This window comes from Curtobacterium sp. MCBA15_008, from assembly GCF_001865065.1.
Taxonomy (GTDB): domain Bacteria; phylum Actinomycetota; class Actinomycetes; order Actinomycetales; family Microbacteriaceae; genus Curtobacterium.
Genome location: NZ_MJGN01000022.1, coordinates 87,869 through 103,612, shown reverse-complemented (window position 1 = coordinate 103,612; position 15,744 = coordinate 87,869). Strand labels below are relative to the sequence as shown.

Sequence of the window (15,744 nt, the reverse complement as noted above, 5' to 3'; positions counted from 1 at the left end):
GACCCGCGCCTCCAGGCCCGTGCGCGGTTGCGTCCGCAACGGGCGTCAGCGCCGAGGTCGTACGACGTCGGCGATGTCGTTCCGGGTCGCCGTTCCGACCCCGAGCGAGTGGGCCGCCCACGCGATCAGCCGCCGAACACGCTCCGGTTCGGCTCCGGCGACGCCACCGCGGTCTGGTCGGTGACGATCGGCGCGCCCGCGATGAACGCCTTGAGCTCCGCCCCGTGCACGACCTTCGCCGGCATCGGATCGGAGGAGTACCGCCGCGGCATCTCCGCCACCGGCAGGTCGGTGGGGGAGCCGAGCAGCACGATGTTCCCGAACCGCCGCCCCTTCAGCATCCCGGTGTCCGCCACCGCCGCCACCGAGGGCAGCACCGACCGCAGGGTCGACGCCTGCCCGCGGGCGAACGCCAGCCCCGCGCCGTCCGCCACGTTCACCGCGACGATCCCCGTCGGCGACAGGAAGGACGCCACCGACCGGTAGAACTCGACGCTCGTCACGTGCGCCGGGATCTGCGACCCGCCGAACACGTCGACGACGGCCAGGTCGACCGAGCCGCGCAGTCCGGCCGGCAGCCGCTCCAGCACCTCGCGCGCGTCGCCGTAGCGCACCCGGATCGAGGCACCCCGGGGGAACGGCAGCGCGTCCCGGACGTGGTCGACGAGGTCCCGCTCGAGCTCGATGACCTGCTGCCGGGAGCCCGGCCGCGTCACGGCGACGTACCGGGGGAGGGTGAGCGCGCCGCCGCCGAGGTGCAGGGCCGTGATCGGCCCCTCGGGCAGCAGGTCGATGGCGTGCCCGATCCGCCGGATGTACTCGAACGCCAGGTGCGTCGGGTCCTCGAGGTCGACGTGCGACTGCGGCGTGCCGTCGACCACGAGGGTGAACGACCCGGGCCGGTGCTTGTCCGGCTCGACGACCGCGTAGCCCGCACCGATCCGGAACCCGTCGAACGCATCAGCCATGCCCCCAATCGAACACCACCCGGGCGGCCCGGTCGATCACCACCCGCGTCCCCACCCCTGGTTGGTGGGGCCGTGGACGCCCGCGAACGAGGCTGGTGTCACCGGTCGGGAACGCCCCGCCGGGCCCCGTCGAAAGGCACACACCATGTCGGTCCAGCTCGCCGCGAACATCCTCATCGGGATCGCCCTCGTCGCGTTCCTCGCGTACCGCCAGGCGACCTGGCAGTACCTCGACCCGGCGCGGATCTGGCGTGGACCGCTGATCATGGGCGTCATCGGGGTGGTCGTCCTCGCGCAGACGAAGGCGACGATCACCAGCACGGACGTGGTGTTCCTCGGCATCGAGGCGCTCATCACCGTCGGCGTCGGCCTCACCATGGGGCGCATCACCCGGTTCCGCACGGTCGGCACACCGGACGACAAGGGCCGCACGATCCAGTCCCGCACCGGGTGGCTCGGCGCCGGGCTCTGGATCGTCCTCATCGTCGTCCGCATCGGCCTCGACGTCGTCGGTGGCCACTTCGGCGCCCACCTCCTCACCTCGACCGGCACGATCCTGCTCGTCCTCGCACTGAACCGCGCGGCCCGTGCGGTGGTCCTCGACCAGCGGATCCCCCGCGGCGATCGCCGGACGCGCGGCATGATGGTCCGGTGACCCTGCTGACCGGCCAGGACGAGACCGACCTCCCCGGGGGCCGGTCGCGCTCCGGTGCCGCGTGGGGCCTCAACGCACTCGGCATCGTGATCGTCGCGTTCTGGTTCGTGCGGAACGGCCTGCAGCTCGAGCACCCGGCGTGGGTCTGGGTCGTCGGTGCGGTGGCGCTCGCCGCGTGGGCGCTCCGCGAGTTCGGGCGGACGTCGCGCGTCCTCGTGGTGGCCGGCGTCGTGATGATCGCCGCCGGTGCCGTGACCGTGGTGCCGACCGACTCGCTGATGATCGTGCCGGTGATCGTCGGCGTCGTGCTCCTCGGCGCGAACCCGCGGCTGCCGATCTGGGTCTCGGCGGTCGCCGCCCTGGCAGCGATCGTGGTGATCGCGGTGTCCGCCACGATCGAGCACGTGTCGGTCCAGTTCGTCCTCGGGACGAGCGGCGGGCTGCTCCTCGGCGTCCTCATCGGGTTCAGTCGGCGCCAGTTCCGGGTCGCCGACGAGCGCGCCCGCGAGGCCGAGCGCGAGCAGCAGCGCGCCGAGCTGCTGGCGGACCGGTCCCGTGCTGCGCGGGACATCCACGACGTGCTCGCACACTCGCTCGGCGGTCTGGTGCTCCAGCTGGACGCCGTCGAGGCCCTCCTCGAGGCCGGCCGCGTCGAGGACGCCGCGCAGCGCGCCGGCGAAGCCCGCGCCCTCGCCGCCGACGGGCTCGCCGAGGCCCGCCGCGCCGTGCACGCGCTGCGCGACGCGGACGACGCGGACGCGTCGGCCCCCGCCGCAGAGCCGACCACGTCGACGGACGCGACCGGTCCCGCGGCGGCGATCCGTTCCTCCAGGCCGACCACCGACCACGAGGCGGGCCTGACGGGCCTGCTCGACGCGCACCGTTCGTTCGGCGGCATGGTCGTCACGCAGGGCGACACGACGTTGTCCGCCCTCGATGCGGCCCACCGTGCCGCCGTGGTGCAGGTCGTCCGGGAGGCGCTGAGCAACGCCCGCAGGCACGCCCCCGGCCGCGCCGTGTCCCTGTCCGTCATCCGGGACGGCGCTGCCGTGGACGTCGTCGTGGCCAACCCGCTCGCCGGCGGCGGGAGCGGCCTGCTCGGGATGCGCGAGCGGTTCGACGAGCTCGCGAGCGGCGCGACGGTCGAGGCCGAGCGGTCGGACGACGAGTTCGTGGTGGCGATGCACCTGCCGACGGCCGACGCGGACGCCCCGGCGGACCCGCAGGAGCGCCGGTCGTGACCATCCGGGTGCTCGTCGTCGACGACCAGGCCATCGTGCGCGACGGACTGGTGACCGTCCTGTCCCTGGTGCCGGACCTGCAGGTCGTCGGCGAGGCGTCCGACGGGGCCGAGGCGATCGCCGCCGTCGAGCGCGAGGCGCCGGACGTCGTCCTGATGGACCTGCGGATGCCGGGTGTCGACGGTCCGACCGCGACGGCGTCCATCGCCGCGTCCCACCCGCAGGTCGCCGTCCTCGTGCTGACCACCTTCGCCGACGACGAGTCGATCGTCACCGCACTCCGGGCCGGTGCCCGCGGGTACCTCACCAAGGACGCGGGCCGGGCCGAGATCGCGACCGCGATCCGGGCGGTGGCCTCCGGACAGTCGACCTTCGACGCCACCGTGGGTGCGCGCCTGGTCGCGCAACTGGCCGGCGGCACCGCTGCTCCGACGCCGGCCGCCGTGCCGTCGGCGGCGGGTGTTCGTGCGCGGTTCCCGGAGCTCACGCCGCGCGAGGCGGACGTCCTCGAGCGCATCGCCGAGGGCCGGTCGAACCCGGAGATCGCCGCCGAGCTGTTCCTGACCGTGCCGACCGTGAAGTCCTACGTCAACCAGGTCTTCACGAAGCTCGGCGTCCGGACCCGTGCGGAGGCCGTGGCCCGCGTCCTGCGCTGAGGAGCGCGTCCGGTGCTGGATCCGCAGTTGAATGCGTACACATGAACGGCCAGCGGACGCCAAGGGTCGGCGGTTATCGTCGTGCGGTCGTCACCCCGGTGCGTCGATCCGCGCTGTGCCCCACACCTCGCGCTTCCGCACCGCCGTGACCGCGGCGTGACCACCCGGCACCCCCACCGCCGAAGTCCAGTGTGCGTCGTCGGCGCGCTCGGGCCCACCCGCCCTGCTGCGCGCCGCCCGTGGCGGAGCCCTGCGCTCGGCCACTGTGAATTGTGCATTTGTCATGTAACATACGAGTGCAGCACCGGACCACGAATCCGCAGGAGCCCGATCCCATGACCGACACCATGAGTGTCCCCACGTACCGTCTCGCCCCTACGACCCGGTCCGTCCCGACGACCCGCGCCACCACGCCCCGCGCGACCGGGCCGGAGCCACTCGTCGACCACGAGCAGGCGCCGACGTGGATGCGCGCCGTCGGCGGCGTGCTGCTGATCGGTGGACTCGGACTCACGGCCGCGGTGCTCGGGTGGCCCGGCGAAGCCCCTGAGACGGCGCTCATCGTGCCGGCCCTCGTCGCCGTCGCCGTCGGGTTCCTGCTGCTCGTGGCCCGGTCGGGCTTCACCGTGACGGACCACGACGTCGTCCTGCTTTTCCGGCCCCTGCCCCCGCGGCGGATCGCACGGCGGCGGATCGTGGACGTGCGACTGGTCGAGGCGGACGCGTCGACCTACGGCGGGATCGGGCTGCGACTCCGCCGGGGGGTGCGAGCGCTCATCCTCACGCCGGGAGTCGGCGTCGAGTTCACCGACGACCGCGGGAAGCGGACGTTCGTGCGGACGCGTCGGCCGGAAGCCGCCGTCCGGGCACTCCGCTCGGAGCGCTGAGGGACCGGGTCCCCGGCGGGAATACCAGGTCGGTCCACCGGCTTATACACGGCACTGCCGAATTCGGTCAAGCCAGGACTGGACACCGCCGTCCAGCGCGACCTATGATGGCAGTTCGCGCTCCCTGGCATCAGTGTCGTCATATTGCGGTCGACGCAGCGCTCTCTCCAACACGTTCATCAGAACGTGACCTGAGATCGTGCCGTGGTGGTGCCGGATCCGTATATGTCGGCGGGTCCCGCTCACCCAGATCATCGCACACGTGCACAGCTCACCGGCCGTCACGTGATCGCGTGTCTTCGAGGGGTGCGCCGAGCGTTCAATCCACTCACCTACGTGCTGCTCGTCAGTACCGGCCCGACGGGGCCTACCGGAGGTCAAACCCTTGGCTGCTGCGCCCAACGCATCCACCAACCCCAAGAACGGTCGCAACCACTCGCGACTCTCGTTCGCCAAGATCACGGACACCCTCACGGTTCCTGATCTGCTCGCACTCCAGACGGAGAGCTTCGACTGGCTCGTCGGCAACGACGTCTGGAAGGCCCGCCTCGCCGAAGGCCAGGAGCAGGGTCGCACCGACCTCGCACTGCACTCCGGGCTCGAGGAGATCTTCGAGGAGATCTCCCCGATCGAGGACCTCGGCGAGACCATGCAGCTCGGCTTCACGTCGCCCGAGCTCGAGGACCCGAAGTACTCGATCGACGAGTGCAAGGAGCGTGGCAAGACCTACGCTGCCCCGCTCTACGTCAACGCCGAGTTCATGAACCACATGACCGGTGAGATCAAGACGCAGACGGTCTTCATGGGCGACTTCCCGCTCATGACCGAGCGCGGCACGTTCATCATCAACGGCACCGAGCGTGTCGTCGTCTCGCAGCTCGTCCGTTCCCCGGGCGTGTACTTCGAGCGCCAGCAGGAGAAGACGTCCGACAAGGACATCTACTCCGCTCGCGTGATCCCGTCGCGCGGTGCGTGGCTCGAGTTCGAGATCGACAAGCGCGACCAGGTGGGCGTGCGCATCGACCGCAAGCGCAAGCAGTCGGTCACGGTCTTCCTCAAGGCGCTCGGCATGACGAGCGAGGAGATCCTCGACGAGTTCAAGGGCTTCGCCTCGATCGAGTCGACCCTCGAGAAGGACGCCATCCTCACCAAGGAAGAGGCGCTCAAGGACATCTACCGCAAGCTGCGTCCGGGCGAGCAGGTCGCCGCCGAGGCCGCGCGTGCGCTGCTCGACAACTTCTACTTCAACTCGAAGCGCTACGACCTCGCGAAGGTCGGCCGCTACAAGGTCAACCGCAAGCTCGGCATCGACGCGCCGCTCAGCGACTCGGTCCTGACCGTGCAGGACATCGTCCGCACGATCAAGTACCTCGTCTCGCTGCACGCCGAGAAGACGACGCTCGACGGTGTCCGTGACGGCGAGCCCGTCTCGCTGCGCCTCGACGTGGACGACATCGACCACTTCGGCAACCGTCGCATCCGCGCCGTCGGCGAGCTCATCCAGAACCAGGTCCGCACGGGTCTGTCCCGCATGGAGCGCGTCGTCCGCGAGCGCATGACCACGCAGGACATCGAGGCGATCACGCCGCAGACGCTCATCAACGTGCGTCCGGTCGTCGCCGCGATCAAGGAGTTCTTCGGAACGTCCCAGCTGTCGCAGTTCATGGACCAGAACAACCCGCTCGCGGGCCTGACGCACAAGCGTCGCCTGTCGGCTCTCGGCCCGGGTGGTCTGTCCCGTGAGCGTGCCGGCGTCGAGGTCCGTGACGTCCACCCGTCGCACTACGGCCGCATGTGCCCGATCGAGACCCCGGAAGGCCCGAACATCGGCCTGATCGGTTCGCTCGCGTCGTTCGGTCGGATCAACTCGTTCGGTTTCATCGAGACCCCGTACCGTCGCGTCGTCAACGGCGAGGTCACGAAGACGATCGACTACCTCACCGCCTCGGAAGAGGACGACTTCGTCGTCGCGCAGGCGAACGCCCCCCTCACCGACTCCTTCCACTTCCAGGACGACAAGGTCCTCGTGCGGAAGAAGGGCGGCGAGGTCGAGCTCGTCGGCAAGGACGAGGTCGACTACATGGACGTCTCGCCGCGCCAGATGGTGTCGGTCGCGACCTCGCTCATCCCGTTCCTCGAGCACGACGACGCGAACCGCGCCCTCATGGGTGCGAACATGCAGCGTCAGGCAGTCCCGCTGCTCCGTTCCGAGTCGCCGCTCGTCGGCACCGGTATGGAGGGCTACACCGCCATCGACGCCGGTGACGTCGTCACCGCCGACAAGGCCGGTGTTGTCTCCGAGGTCTCGGCCGACGCCGTGACCCTGCAGCTCGACGAGGGCGGCACGCAGACCTTCTACCTGCGCAAGTTCGACCGCTCCAACCAGGGCACGAGCTACAACCACCGCGTGGTCGTCTCGGCCGGCGAGCGTGTGGAGCAGGGCGAGGTCATCGCCGACGGCCCCGCGACGGAGAACGGCGAGCTCGCGCTCGGCAAGAACCTCCTCGTCGCGTTCATGCCGTGGGAGGGCTACAACTACGAGGACGCGATGATCCTGTCGCAGAACCTCGTGAAGGACGACACGCTCTCCTCGATCCACATCGAGGAGTACGAGGTCGACGCCCGCGACACGAAGCTCGGCAAGGAAGAGATCACCCGCGACCTGCCGAACGTCAGCCCGGACCTCCTGGCCGACCTCGACGAGCGCGGCATCATCCGCATCGGTGCCGAGGTCCGCCCCGGCGACATCCTGGTCGGCAAGGTCACGCCGAAGGGCGAGACCGAGCTCTCCGCTGAAGAGCGCCTGCTCCGTGCGATCTTCAACGAGAAGTCGCGCGAGGTGCGCGACACCTCGCTGAAGGTGCCCCACGGTGAAGAGGGCACGATCATCGGCGTCAAGGTGTTCGACTCGCAGGACGGCGACGACGAGCTCGGCTCGGGCGTCAACCAGCGCGTGGTCGTCTACATCGCCCAGAAGCGCAAGATCACCGCGGGCGACAAGCTCGCCGGTCGTCACGGCAACAAGGGCGTCATCTCGACGATCCTGCCGGTCGAGGACATGCCGTTCCTGGCGGACGGCACCCCGGTCGACATCGTGCTCAACCCGCTCGGCGTCCCCGGCCGCATGAACTTCGGCCAGGTCCTCGAGATCCACCTCGGGTGGCTCGCGAAGCAGGGCTGGAACGTCGAGGGCATCCAGGAGTGGGCTTCGGCTCTGCCGGAGGCAGCGCACAGCGCGGCGCCCGGCACGAAGGTCGCGACCCCGGTGTTCGACGGTGCGTACGAGCGCGAGATCGAGGGCCTCCTCGACTCCACGCTCCCGAACCGCGACGGCGAGCGTCTGATCGGTTCGTCCGGCAAGGCGCAGCTCTTCGACGGCCGCTCCGGCGAGCCGTTCCCGGAGCCCGTGTCGGTCGGCTACATGTACATCCTCAAGCTGCACCACCTGGTCGACGACAAGATCCACGCCCGTTCGACCGGTCCGTACTCGATGATCACGCAGCAGCCGCTGGGTGGTAAGGCGCAGTTCGGTGGCCAGCGCTTCGGTGAGATGGAGGTGTGGGCGCTCGAGGCGTACGGCGCCGCCTACGCCCTCCAGGAGCTCCTGACGATCAAGTCCGACGACATCCTCGGCCGCGTGAAGGTCTACGAGGCGATCGTCAAGGGCGAGAACATCCAGGAGCCCGGTATCCCGGAGTCGTTCAAGGTCCTCATGAAGGAGATGCAGTCGCTCTGCCTGAACGTCGAGGTCCTCTCGGCCGACGGCCAGGCGGTCAGCCTCCGCGACACGGACGACGAGGTCTTCCGTGCCGCTGAAGAGCTCGGCATCAACATCTCCTCGCGGTTCGAGTCGTCGTCCGTCGACGACATCTGATCCCGCCCGTACTCGTAACGAATCCAGCTAGAGAGAAGAACATTGCTCGAAGCAACTTCATTTGACGCACTGCGGATCGGCCTCGCCACGGCCGAGGACATCCGCCAGTGGTCGTACGGCGAGGTCAAGAAGCCGGAGACCATCAACTACCGCACCCTCAAGCCCGAGAAGGACGGTCTGTTCGGCGAGCAGATCTTCGGTCCGTCCCGCGACTGGGAGTGCGCCTGCGGCAAGTACAAGCGTGTCCGGTTCAAGGGCATCGTGTGCGAGCGCTGCGGCGTCGAGGTCACCAAGTCCTCGGTCCGTCGTGAGCGCATGGGCCACATCGAGCTCGCCGCGCCCGTCACGCACATCTGGTACTTCAAGGGCGTCCCGTCGCGCCTCGGGTACCTCCTCGACATGGCGCCGAAGGACCTCGAGAAGGTCATCTACTTCGCGGCGTACATGATCATCGACATCGATGAAGAGGGCCGTCACGCGGACATGCCGGGTCTCGAGAACGAGATGCGTCTCGAGATCAAGACCCTCGAGGGACAGCGCGACTCGATCATCGCCGACCGCCTCAAGAAGCTCGAGGACGACCTCGCAGCCCTTGAGGAAGAGGGTGCGAAGGCCGACGTCAAGCGCCGTACCAAGGACACCGCCGAGAAGGAGATGTCCCAGGTCCGCAAGTCGTTCGACGAGGACATCACCCGTCTCGAGCGCGTGTGGGAGGACTTCCGCAACCTCAAGGTGGGCGACCTCAAGCCCGAGGACGCCGTCTTCCACGAGCTCCAGGACCGCTTCGGGATCTACTTCGACGCCTACATGGGCGCCGAGGCGATCAAGCTGCGGCTCGAGGCGTTCGACCTGGCCGCCGAGGCCGAGGCACTGCGCCTGCAGATCGCCGAGGGCAAGGGCCAGAAGAAGATCCGCGCGATCAAGCGTCTGCGCGTCGTCAGCTCCTTCCTCGCCACCGGCAACTCGCCGGCAGCGATGGTGCTCGGCGTCGTGCCGGTCATCCCGCCGGAGCTCCGCCCGATGGTGCAGCTCGACGGTGGCCGTTTCGCCACGTCGGACCTCAACGACCTCTACCGTCGTGTGATCAACCGCAACAACCGTCTCCGCCGCCTGCTCGACCTCGGTGCCCCCGAGATCATCGTGAACAACGAGAAGCGCATGCTGCAGGAAGCCGTTGACGCGCTGTTCGACAACGGTCGTCGTGGTCGTCCCGTCACGGGTACCGGCAACCGCGCCCTGAAGTCCCTGAGCGACATGCTCAAGGGCAAGCAGGGTCGTTTCCGCCAGAACCTGCTCGGCAAGCGCGTCGACTACTCCGGCCGTTCGGTCATCATCGTCGGCCCGCAGCTGAAGCTGCACCAGTGTGGTCTGCCCAAGCAGATGGCGCTGGAGCTCTTCAAGCCGTTCGTCATCAAGCGCCTCATCGACCTGTCGCACGCGCAGAACATCAAGTCGGCCAAGCGCATGGTCGAGCGTTCGCGTCCGCAGGTGTGGGACGTGCTCGAGGAGATCATCCGCGAGCGCCCCGTGCTGCTGAACCGTGCGCCGACGCTGCACCGTCTGGGCATCCAGGCGTTCGAGCCGCAGCTCGTCGAGGGCAAGGCCATCCAGCTCCACCCGCTCGTGTGTGCTGCGTTCAACGCGGACTTCGACGGTGACCAGATGGCCGTGCACCTGCCGCTGTCGGTCGAGGCCCAGGCCGAGGCCCGCATCCTGATGCTCGCCTCGAACAACATCCTCAAGCCGTCCGACGGCCGTCCGGTGACCCTGCCCGCACAGGACATGATCATCGGTCTGCACCACCTCACGACCGTCCGCGAGGGCGCCGTGGGTGAGGGTCGTGCGTTCTCCTCCGTCGCCGAGGCCATCCTCGCGAAGGACCAGAACACGCTGCACCTGAACGCGCTCGTCAAGATCCGCATGTCCGACGTGTGGTTCGCCGAGGGCGAGGCTCCTGAGGGCTACGTGCAGGGCGAGCCGGTGCTGCTCGAGACGACCCTCGGCCGTGCGCTCTTCAACGAGACCCTCCCGACGAACTACCCGTTCGTCCAGAAGGTCACGGACAAGGGCGTGCTCTCCGCGATCGTCAACGACCTCGCAGAGCGCTACTCCAAGACCGAGACGGCCGCCGCGCTGGACCGGATCAAGGACGCCGGCTTCTACTGGGGCACGCGCTCCGGTGTGACCGTCGCGCTCTCGGACGTCGTGACGCCTCCTCGCAAGAAGGAGATCATCGCGGGCTACGAGATCCAGGCCGCCAAGGTGCAGGGCGAGTTCGACAAGGGTCTGATCACCGACGCGGAACGTCGCGCCGACCTGATCAAGATCTGGACCGAGGCCACGAACGAGATCGCGCAGGAGATGCGCGACAACTTCCCGGTCGACAACACCATCAACCGCATGGTGTCGTCCGGTGCTCGTGGTAACTGGCTGCAGGTCCGCAACATCGCCGGTATGCGTGGTCTGGTGAACAACCCGAAGGGCGAGATCATCGCCCGCCCGATCATCAACTCGTACCGCGAGGGCCTGACCGTGGCGGAGTACTTCATCGCCACGCACGGCGCTCGCAAGGGTCTTGCCGACACCGCGCTCCGTACCGCGGACTCCGGGTACCTCACCCGTCGTCTCGTGGACGTCTCGCAGGACGTCATCATCCGCGAGGACGACTGCGGCACGAGCCGGGGCCTCGAGCTCCCGATCGCGACCGTGGGCGCCGACGGCAAGCTGGTCCGCGACCCGCGCGTCGAGAACACCGTGTACTCCCGCACCCTGGCCGTCGAGGCCGTGGACGCGAAGGGCACGGTCGTCGCCGAGGCTCGTGAGGACGTCGGTGACGTCCTGCTCGAGAAGCTGCTCGCTGCCGGTGTCGAGAGCATCAAGGTGCGCTCGGTCCTGACCTGCGAGTCGGCCATCGGTGTCTGCGCGAAGTGCTACGGCCGTTCGCTCGCCACGGGCAACCTCGTCGACATCGGCGAGGCGGTCGGCATCATCGCCGCCCAGTCCATCGGTGAGCCCGGTACCCAGCTGACGATGCGTACCTTCCACACGGGTGGTTCGGCCTCGGCCGACGACATCACCCAGGGTCTGCCGCGTGTCACCGAGCTGTTCGAGGCGCGGACCCCGAAGGGCGCGTCCCCGATCGCCGAGGCCCCCGGCCGCGCCACGATCGAGGACACCGACAAGGGTCGTCGCATCATCCTCACGCCGGACAACGGCGACGAGCCGTTCATCTACCCGGTGCTCAAGCGTGCGACCCTCCTCATCGAGGACGGCCAGCACGTCGAGCTCGGCGAGCAGTTCATCGCCGGCACCGTGGACCCGAAGGAAGTCCTCCGGGTCAAGGGTGTGCGTGAGGTCCAGAAGCACCTCGTCAACGGTGTGCAGGACGTGTACGGCTCGCAGGGCGTGCCGATCCACGACAAGCACATCGAGGTCATCGTGCGCCAGATGCTCCGCAAGGTCACCGTCGTCGACCACGGCGACACCGACCTGCTCCCGGGCGAGCTCGTGGACCGTTCGCGGTACAACGCGCTCAACCGCGCGGCGCTGCAGGAGGGTCGCAAGACCGCTTCCGCTCGCCAGGAGGTCATGGGCATCACGAAGGCGTCCCTCGCGACCGAGTCGTGGCTGTCCGCCGCTTCCTTCCAGGAGACCACCCGCGTGCTCACGCAGGCGGCCATGGAGGGCAAGCAGGACCACCTCGTCGGCCTCAAGGAGAACGTCATCATCGGTAAGCTCATCCCCGCCGGGACGGGCCTCAGCCGGTACCGCGACGTGGACGTGAACGCGACGGAAGAAGCGAAGGCAGAGCGGTACCCCAACCGCATCTTCGCGGACGACTCGTCGTTCTCGGACGCCGACCTGAGCTTCGTCGACTTCGACAGCTTCTCGTCGGACGACTTCACGCCGGGCACCTACAACTGAGTCTGATGTGATCCCACGAAGGCCCCGTCTCCGCAAGGAGACGGGGCCTTCGTCGTGTCGTCACCACGTGACGGCCTGGAGGCGCGGGGCGGCGCCGCCACGCGCCTCCAGGCCGTCAGCCGGTCACGTCTAGACCGCGCGGTCGGCGCCGTTGTCACGGCCGGACCCGCGGCCGGTCTCGTCGACCAGGGAGAACAGGCTGAGGACGTTGCCGTCGGGGTCGCGGACGTCGAACCAGTCGACGGCGCCGTCGACGCACTCGACCGGGCCGATGTCGATGCCGAGGGAGCCGATGCGTGCGTGCTGGGCGGCGACGTCGTCGACGCCGAAGCGGACGCTGACGGGGTTCTCCTCGGCGTTCTCGTCCTCGTAGAGCTGGATCCAGATGCCGCCGACCTCGTACTCGGCGATGCCCTCGTCCGGTTCGAGGTCCGGCTCGGCGCGTTCGAACACGGCGCCGTACCAGAGGCAGGACGCCTCGATGTCGGTGACGGGCAGCCCCACGGTCACACTCGTGATGTCCATGACTCATCATGTCCCGGGTGGTGCCCGCGCGTCGAGGGGTTTCCGCGTCGGCCGCGTCATGTGCACCGGGTCCGGTGCGTCCATCCGGTCTGGTGCGTGTGTCCGGTCTGGCAGGGTGGACGGATGGCGACGCTGCGCGAACGGATCACTGCCCCGGCCCACCTCGAACCCCCGATGCCGGTCGGTGGGTTGACGTTCCGTGCCGGCTCACGACAGGACCTCGGGGCGGTGCACGCCGTGGCGGTCGCAGCGGCTGCCGTGGACGATCCCCACGCGCATCCCTCCACAGCGGACTTCGAGCGGACGCTGTCCACCGAGGGGCTGGACGTCGAGCGGGACACCCTCGTCGGCGTCGACGATGAGGGGCATGTGCAGGCCTACGGCATCGTCATCGACGTCCCCTCCCGGGTCACCGCTGCGCGCGCGGTCCTCGACGGGGCGGTGCACCCCGTGCTGCGTGGTCGCGGCATCGGGCGACGGGTGTTCGCGTGGCAGGTGGGTCGCGCCCGCCAGCGGCTCGCGGCGCTCGACGTCGACGTGCCGGCGACGATCGAGATCGGCGTTCCCGAGGGCGCTCCGTCGCTGCGGCTCGCGGCGCGGTTCGGGTTCGAGCCGACGCGCAACTGGATCGACATGGAAGCGGTGCTCGACGGTGCCGCCGGCGGTTCCACGGACGCCGTCCCGGCGCTGCCCGACGGCTTCGTCGTGCGGGCGGCCACCGCGGACGACATCGAGCCGTTGCGCATCGCCAAGAACGACGCCTTCCGCGACCACTGGGGGTCGCAGCCGATGGTGGAGTCGGACTGGCGCGGGTTCCTCACCGCGGCCAAGAGCCGGCTCGACCTGTCCCGCGTGGTGCTCGACGCCGACGGTGCGATCGCGGCGTTCGCCATCGTCGAGGTGGACCCGGACGGCTTCGCGGCACGCGGGCGCTCGTACGGGTACGTGCACTGGGTCGGTGTGGTGCGCGGCGCCCGTGGCCTGGGGCTCGCGCCGATCGTCACCGACGCCGTCCTGCAGGCCGTCCGGGCCGACGGTCTGTCGGCCGCGGTGCTCCACGTCGACGCCGAGAACCCGAGCGGGGCGGGGCGCATCTACGAGCGCCTCGGGTTCGTGCCGGGCGAGGTGCACGTCACCGCCTCGACGCCCCTCTGACGAGGGGGCGCCCGAGGGGCGGTACCGGCCGGTACCCCTGCACTGGGGACACCCGACACCCCCTCGCCCCCTCGTTGTGGGACTGCGGTGGGCCTTCGGCGCGGACGTAGCGTGGTCGGGCGCCGATTCCCTGCGGCGCTCGTCACGACGACCCGCGCCCGACCCGAAGGAGGCTCCGGGGCACATGGCCACGCTGTCCGAGATCCTCATCCTCAACGGAGCCCTGCCGATCGAGCACCTCGACTCGATGACCGGCGACGAGGAGATCGACGACCGTTCGATCCGATCGCTCGTCGACCAGGGGCTCGTCAGCGAGGCGCAGTACATCACCGCCCGCGCAGCCTCGCACAACTCCAAGACCGTGCCCCTGACCGACTACCCGGTCGACGGCACCGCGGTGTCGATGCTCCCCGCGGCGCTCTGCCGTCGGCACGGGGTGCTCGGCGTCGGGTTCGAGGGCGAGGTCCTCGTCCTCGCCATGGTGAACCCCACCAACGTCCTGGCGATCGACGACGCCCGCACCGCCTCGGGCCGCCCGGTGAAGCCGCTGCAGGTCGAGGAACGCGACCTCGCGGCCGCGCTCGACCGCTACCTGCGCGCCGACGACGAGCTGAACGACCTGACCTCCTCGCTCGAGGAAGAGGCGTCCTCGCAGGCCCAGCAGCAGGTCGACCTGACCGACGGCGCCCTCGACGACGTCCCGATCGTCCGCTTCGTGAACCTGCTCGTCTCGCAGGCCATCCAGGACCACGCGTCCGACATCCACATCGAGCCGGGCGAGCATGAGGTCCGGGTCCGCTACCGCATCGACGGCGTGCTGCACGAGATGGCCCCCGCGCCGAAGAACATCCAGAACGGCGTCATCAGCCGTCTGAAGATCATGAGCGACATCGACATCGCCGAGCGTCGGAAGCCGCAGGACGGCCGCATGTCGGTGCGCCACGGCGGTCGGCAGATCGACCTCCGCGTCGCGACCCTCCCCACGGTGTGGGGCGAGAAGGTCGTCATGCGGATCCTCGACAACACGAACACCTCGATGTCCCTCAAGGACCTCAACCTGCTCGAGCAGAACTTCCAGGCGTACCAGCGCTCCTACTCGAAGCCGTACGGCATGATCCTGGTCACGGGGCCGACCGGTTCGGGCAAGTCGACGACGCTGTACACGACGCTCAACGCCGTCGCGAAGCCCGAGATCAACGTGATCACCGTCGAGGACCCGGTCGAGTACCGGATGGCCGGCATCAACCAGGTGCAGGTCAACCCGAAGGCCGGTCTGACGTTCGCGTCGGCGCTCCGCTCGATCCTGCGCTCCGACCCGGACGTGGTGCTCCTCGGTGAGATCCGGGACCACGAGACCGCGCAGATCGCGATCGAGGCGTCGCTCACCGGCCACCTCGTGCTCTCGACCCTGCACACGAACGACGCCCCCTCGGCGATCACCCGGTTGACCGAGATGGACATCGAGCCGTTCCTCGTCGGGTCCGCGCTCGACTCGGTCGTCGCCCAGCGTCTGGCCCGGCGGCTCTGCGACCGCTGCAAGGCGCCCGCGCAGTACACGCCGGCACAGCTCGTGGCGCTCGGTTTCGTGGCGTCCGAGGACGCGGCCGTGTCCGAGTTCTTCGGCCCCGTCGGCTGTGCCGTCTGCTCGAACACCGGGTACCGCGGCCGCATCGCCCTGCACGAGGTCATGACCGTGACCGAGGAGATCGAACGCCTCGCGGTCTCGCGGGCCTCGAGCGCCGAGATCAGCCGCGTCGCCCAGCAGCAGGGCATGCTCACCCTCCGCCAGGACGGGTGGGAGAAGGTCAAGCTCGGCATGACGAGCATCGACGAGATCCTGCGCGTGGTCGCGTAGGCGT

Annotated in this window: 10 protein-coding genes; 8 read left to right on the top strand and 2 right to left on the bottom strand. The window is 69.2% G+C overall.

The genetic code is table 11. The features are described from left to right. Positions 1-125 precede the first annotated feature (125 nt). A complete protein-coding gene (locus tag BIU96_RS10590) occupies positions 126-968 on the bottom strand; it encodes a spermidine synthase (RefSeq protein WP_071292572.1) in 843 nt (280 codons plus the stop codon). Between the two features lie 145 nt (positions 969-1,113). On the opposite strand from BIU96_RS10590, the gene BIU96_RS10585 reads away from it, so the two are divergent. From BIU96_RS10585 to rpoC, 6 genes are all read left to right on the top strand, one after another. After that, positions 1,114-1,623 carry a hypothetical protein gene (locus BIU96_RS10585; RefSeq protein WP_071292571.1) on the top strand — a complete coding sequence of 170 codons (510 nt, stop codon included), beginning with the start codon at positions 1,114-1,116 and terminating at the stop codon, positions 1,621-1,623. Then, on the top strand, positions 1,620-2,864 hold the full coding sequence (locus BIU96_RS10580; RefSeq protein WP_071292570.1) for a sensor histidine kinase: 1,245 nt from the start codon (positions 1,620-1,622) through the stop codon (positions 2,862-2,864). Before BIU96_RS10585 ends, BIU96_RS10580 begins: the two co-directional genes overlap by 4 nt. Then, positions 2,861-3,520 carry a response regulator transcription factor gene (locus tag BIU96_RS10575; protein ID WP_071292569.1) on the top strand — a complete coding sequence of 220 codons (660 nt, stop codon included), beginning with the start codon at positions 2,861-2,863 and terminating at the stop codon, positions 3,518-3,520. Before BIU96_RS10580 ends, BIU96_RS10575 begins: the two co-directional genes overlap by 4 nt. A gap of 335 nt (positions 3,521-3,855) precedes the next feature. After that, the gene (locus tag BIU96_RS10570) at positions 3,856-4,407 is read left to right on the top strand and encodes a hypothetical protein (RefSeq protein WP_071292568.1); all 552 of its coding nucleotides are present in this window, start codon (positions 3,856-3,858) and stop codon (positions 4,405-4,407) included. Between the two features lie 385 nt (positions 4,408-4,792). Beyond that, positions 4,793-8,281 carry a DNA-directed RNA polymerase subunit beta gene (rpoB, locus tag BIU96_RS10565; protein WP_071292567.1) on the top strand — a complete coding sequence of 1,163 codons (3,489 nt, stop codon included), beginning with the start codon at positions 4,793-4,795 and terminating at the stop codon, positions 8,279-8,281. 42 nt (positions 8,282-8,323) lie between these two features. Continuing rightward, the gene (gene rpoC, locus BIU96_RS10560) at positions 8,324-12,205 is read left to right on the top strand and encodes a DNA-directed RNA polymerase subunit beta' (protein WP_071292566.1); all 3,882 of its coding nucleotides are present in this window, start codon (positions 8,324-8,326) and stop codon (positions 12,203-12,205) included. Between the two features lie 129 nt (positions 12,206-12,334). On the opposite strand, the gene BIU96_RS10555 is transcribed toward rpoC, so the two are convergent. Next, positions 12,335-12,730, bottom strand: a complete 396-nt coding sequence (locus BIU96_RS10555; protein WP_071292565.1) for a VOC family protein — start codon at positions 12,728-12,730, stop codon at positions 12,335-12,337. 123 nt (positions 12,731-12,853) lie between these two features. On the opposite strand from BIU96_RS10555, the gene BIU96_RS10550 reads away from it, so the two are divergent. Both BIU96_RS10550 and BIU96_RS10545 read left to right on the top strand, forming a co-directional pair. Next, a complete protein-coding gene (locus tag BIU96_RS10550; protein WP_071292564.1) occupies positions 12,854-13,885 on the top strand; it encodes a GNAT family N-acetyltransferase in 1,032 nt (343 codons plus the stop codon). A 184-nt stretch (positions 13,886-14,069) separates the two neighbouring features. After that, entirely contained in the window at positions 14,070-15,740 is a 1,671-nt protein-coding gene (locus BIU96_RS10545) for a GspE/PulE family protein (RefSeq protein WP_071292563.1), read from the top strand. Positions 15,741-15,744 lie beyond the last annotated feature (4 nt).

Bases quoted from the DNA above. Each gene is read 5' to 3' on its own strand.
- BIU96_RS10590 (WP_071292572.1), bottom strand. From the start codon at position 968: ATGGCTGATGCGTTCGACGGGTTCCGGATCGGTGCGGGCTACGCGGTC.
- BIU96_RS10585 (WP_071292571.1), top strand. From the start codon at position 1,114: ATGTCGGTCCAGCTCGCCGCGAACATCCTCATCGGGATCGCCCTCGTC.
- BIU96_RS10570 (WP_071292568.1), top strand. From the start codon at position 3,856: ATGACCGACACCATGAGTGTCCCCACGTACCGTCTCGCCCCTACGACC.
- BIU96_RS10555 (WP_071292565.1), bottom strand. From the start codon at position 12,730: ATGGACATCACGAGTGTGACCGTGGGGCTGCCCGTCACCGACATCGAG.
- BIU96_RS10550 (WP_071292564.1), top strand. From the start codon at position 12,854: ATGGCGACGCTGCGCGAACGGATCACTGCCCCGGCCCACCTCGAACCC.
- BIU96_RS10545 (WP_071292563.1), top strand. From the start codon at position 14,070: ATGGCCACGCTGTCCGAGATCCTCATCCTCAACGGAGCCCTGCCGATC.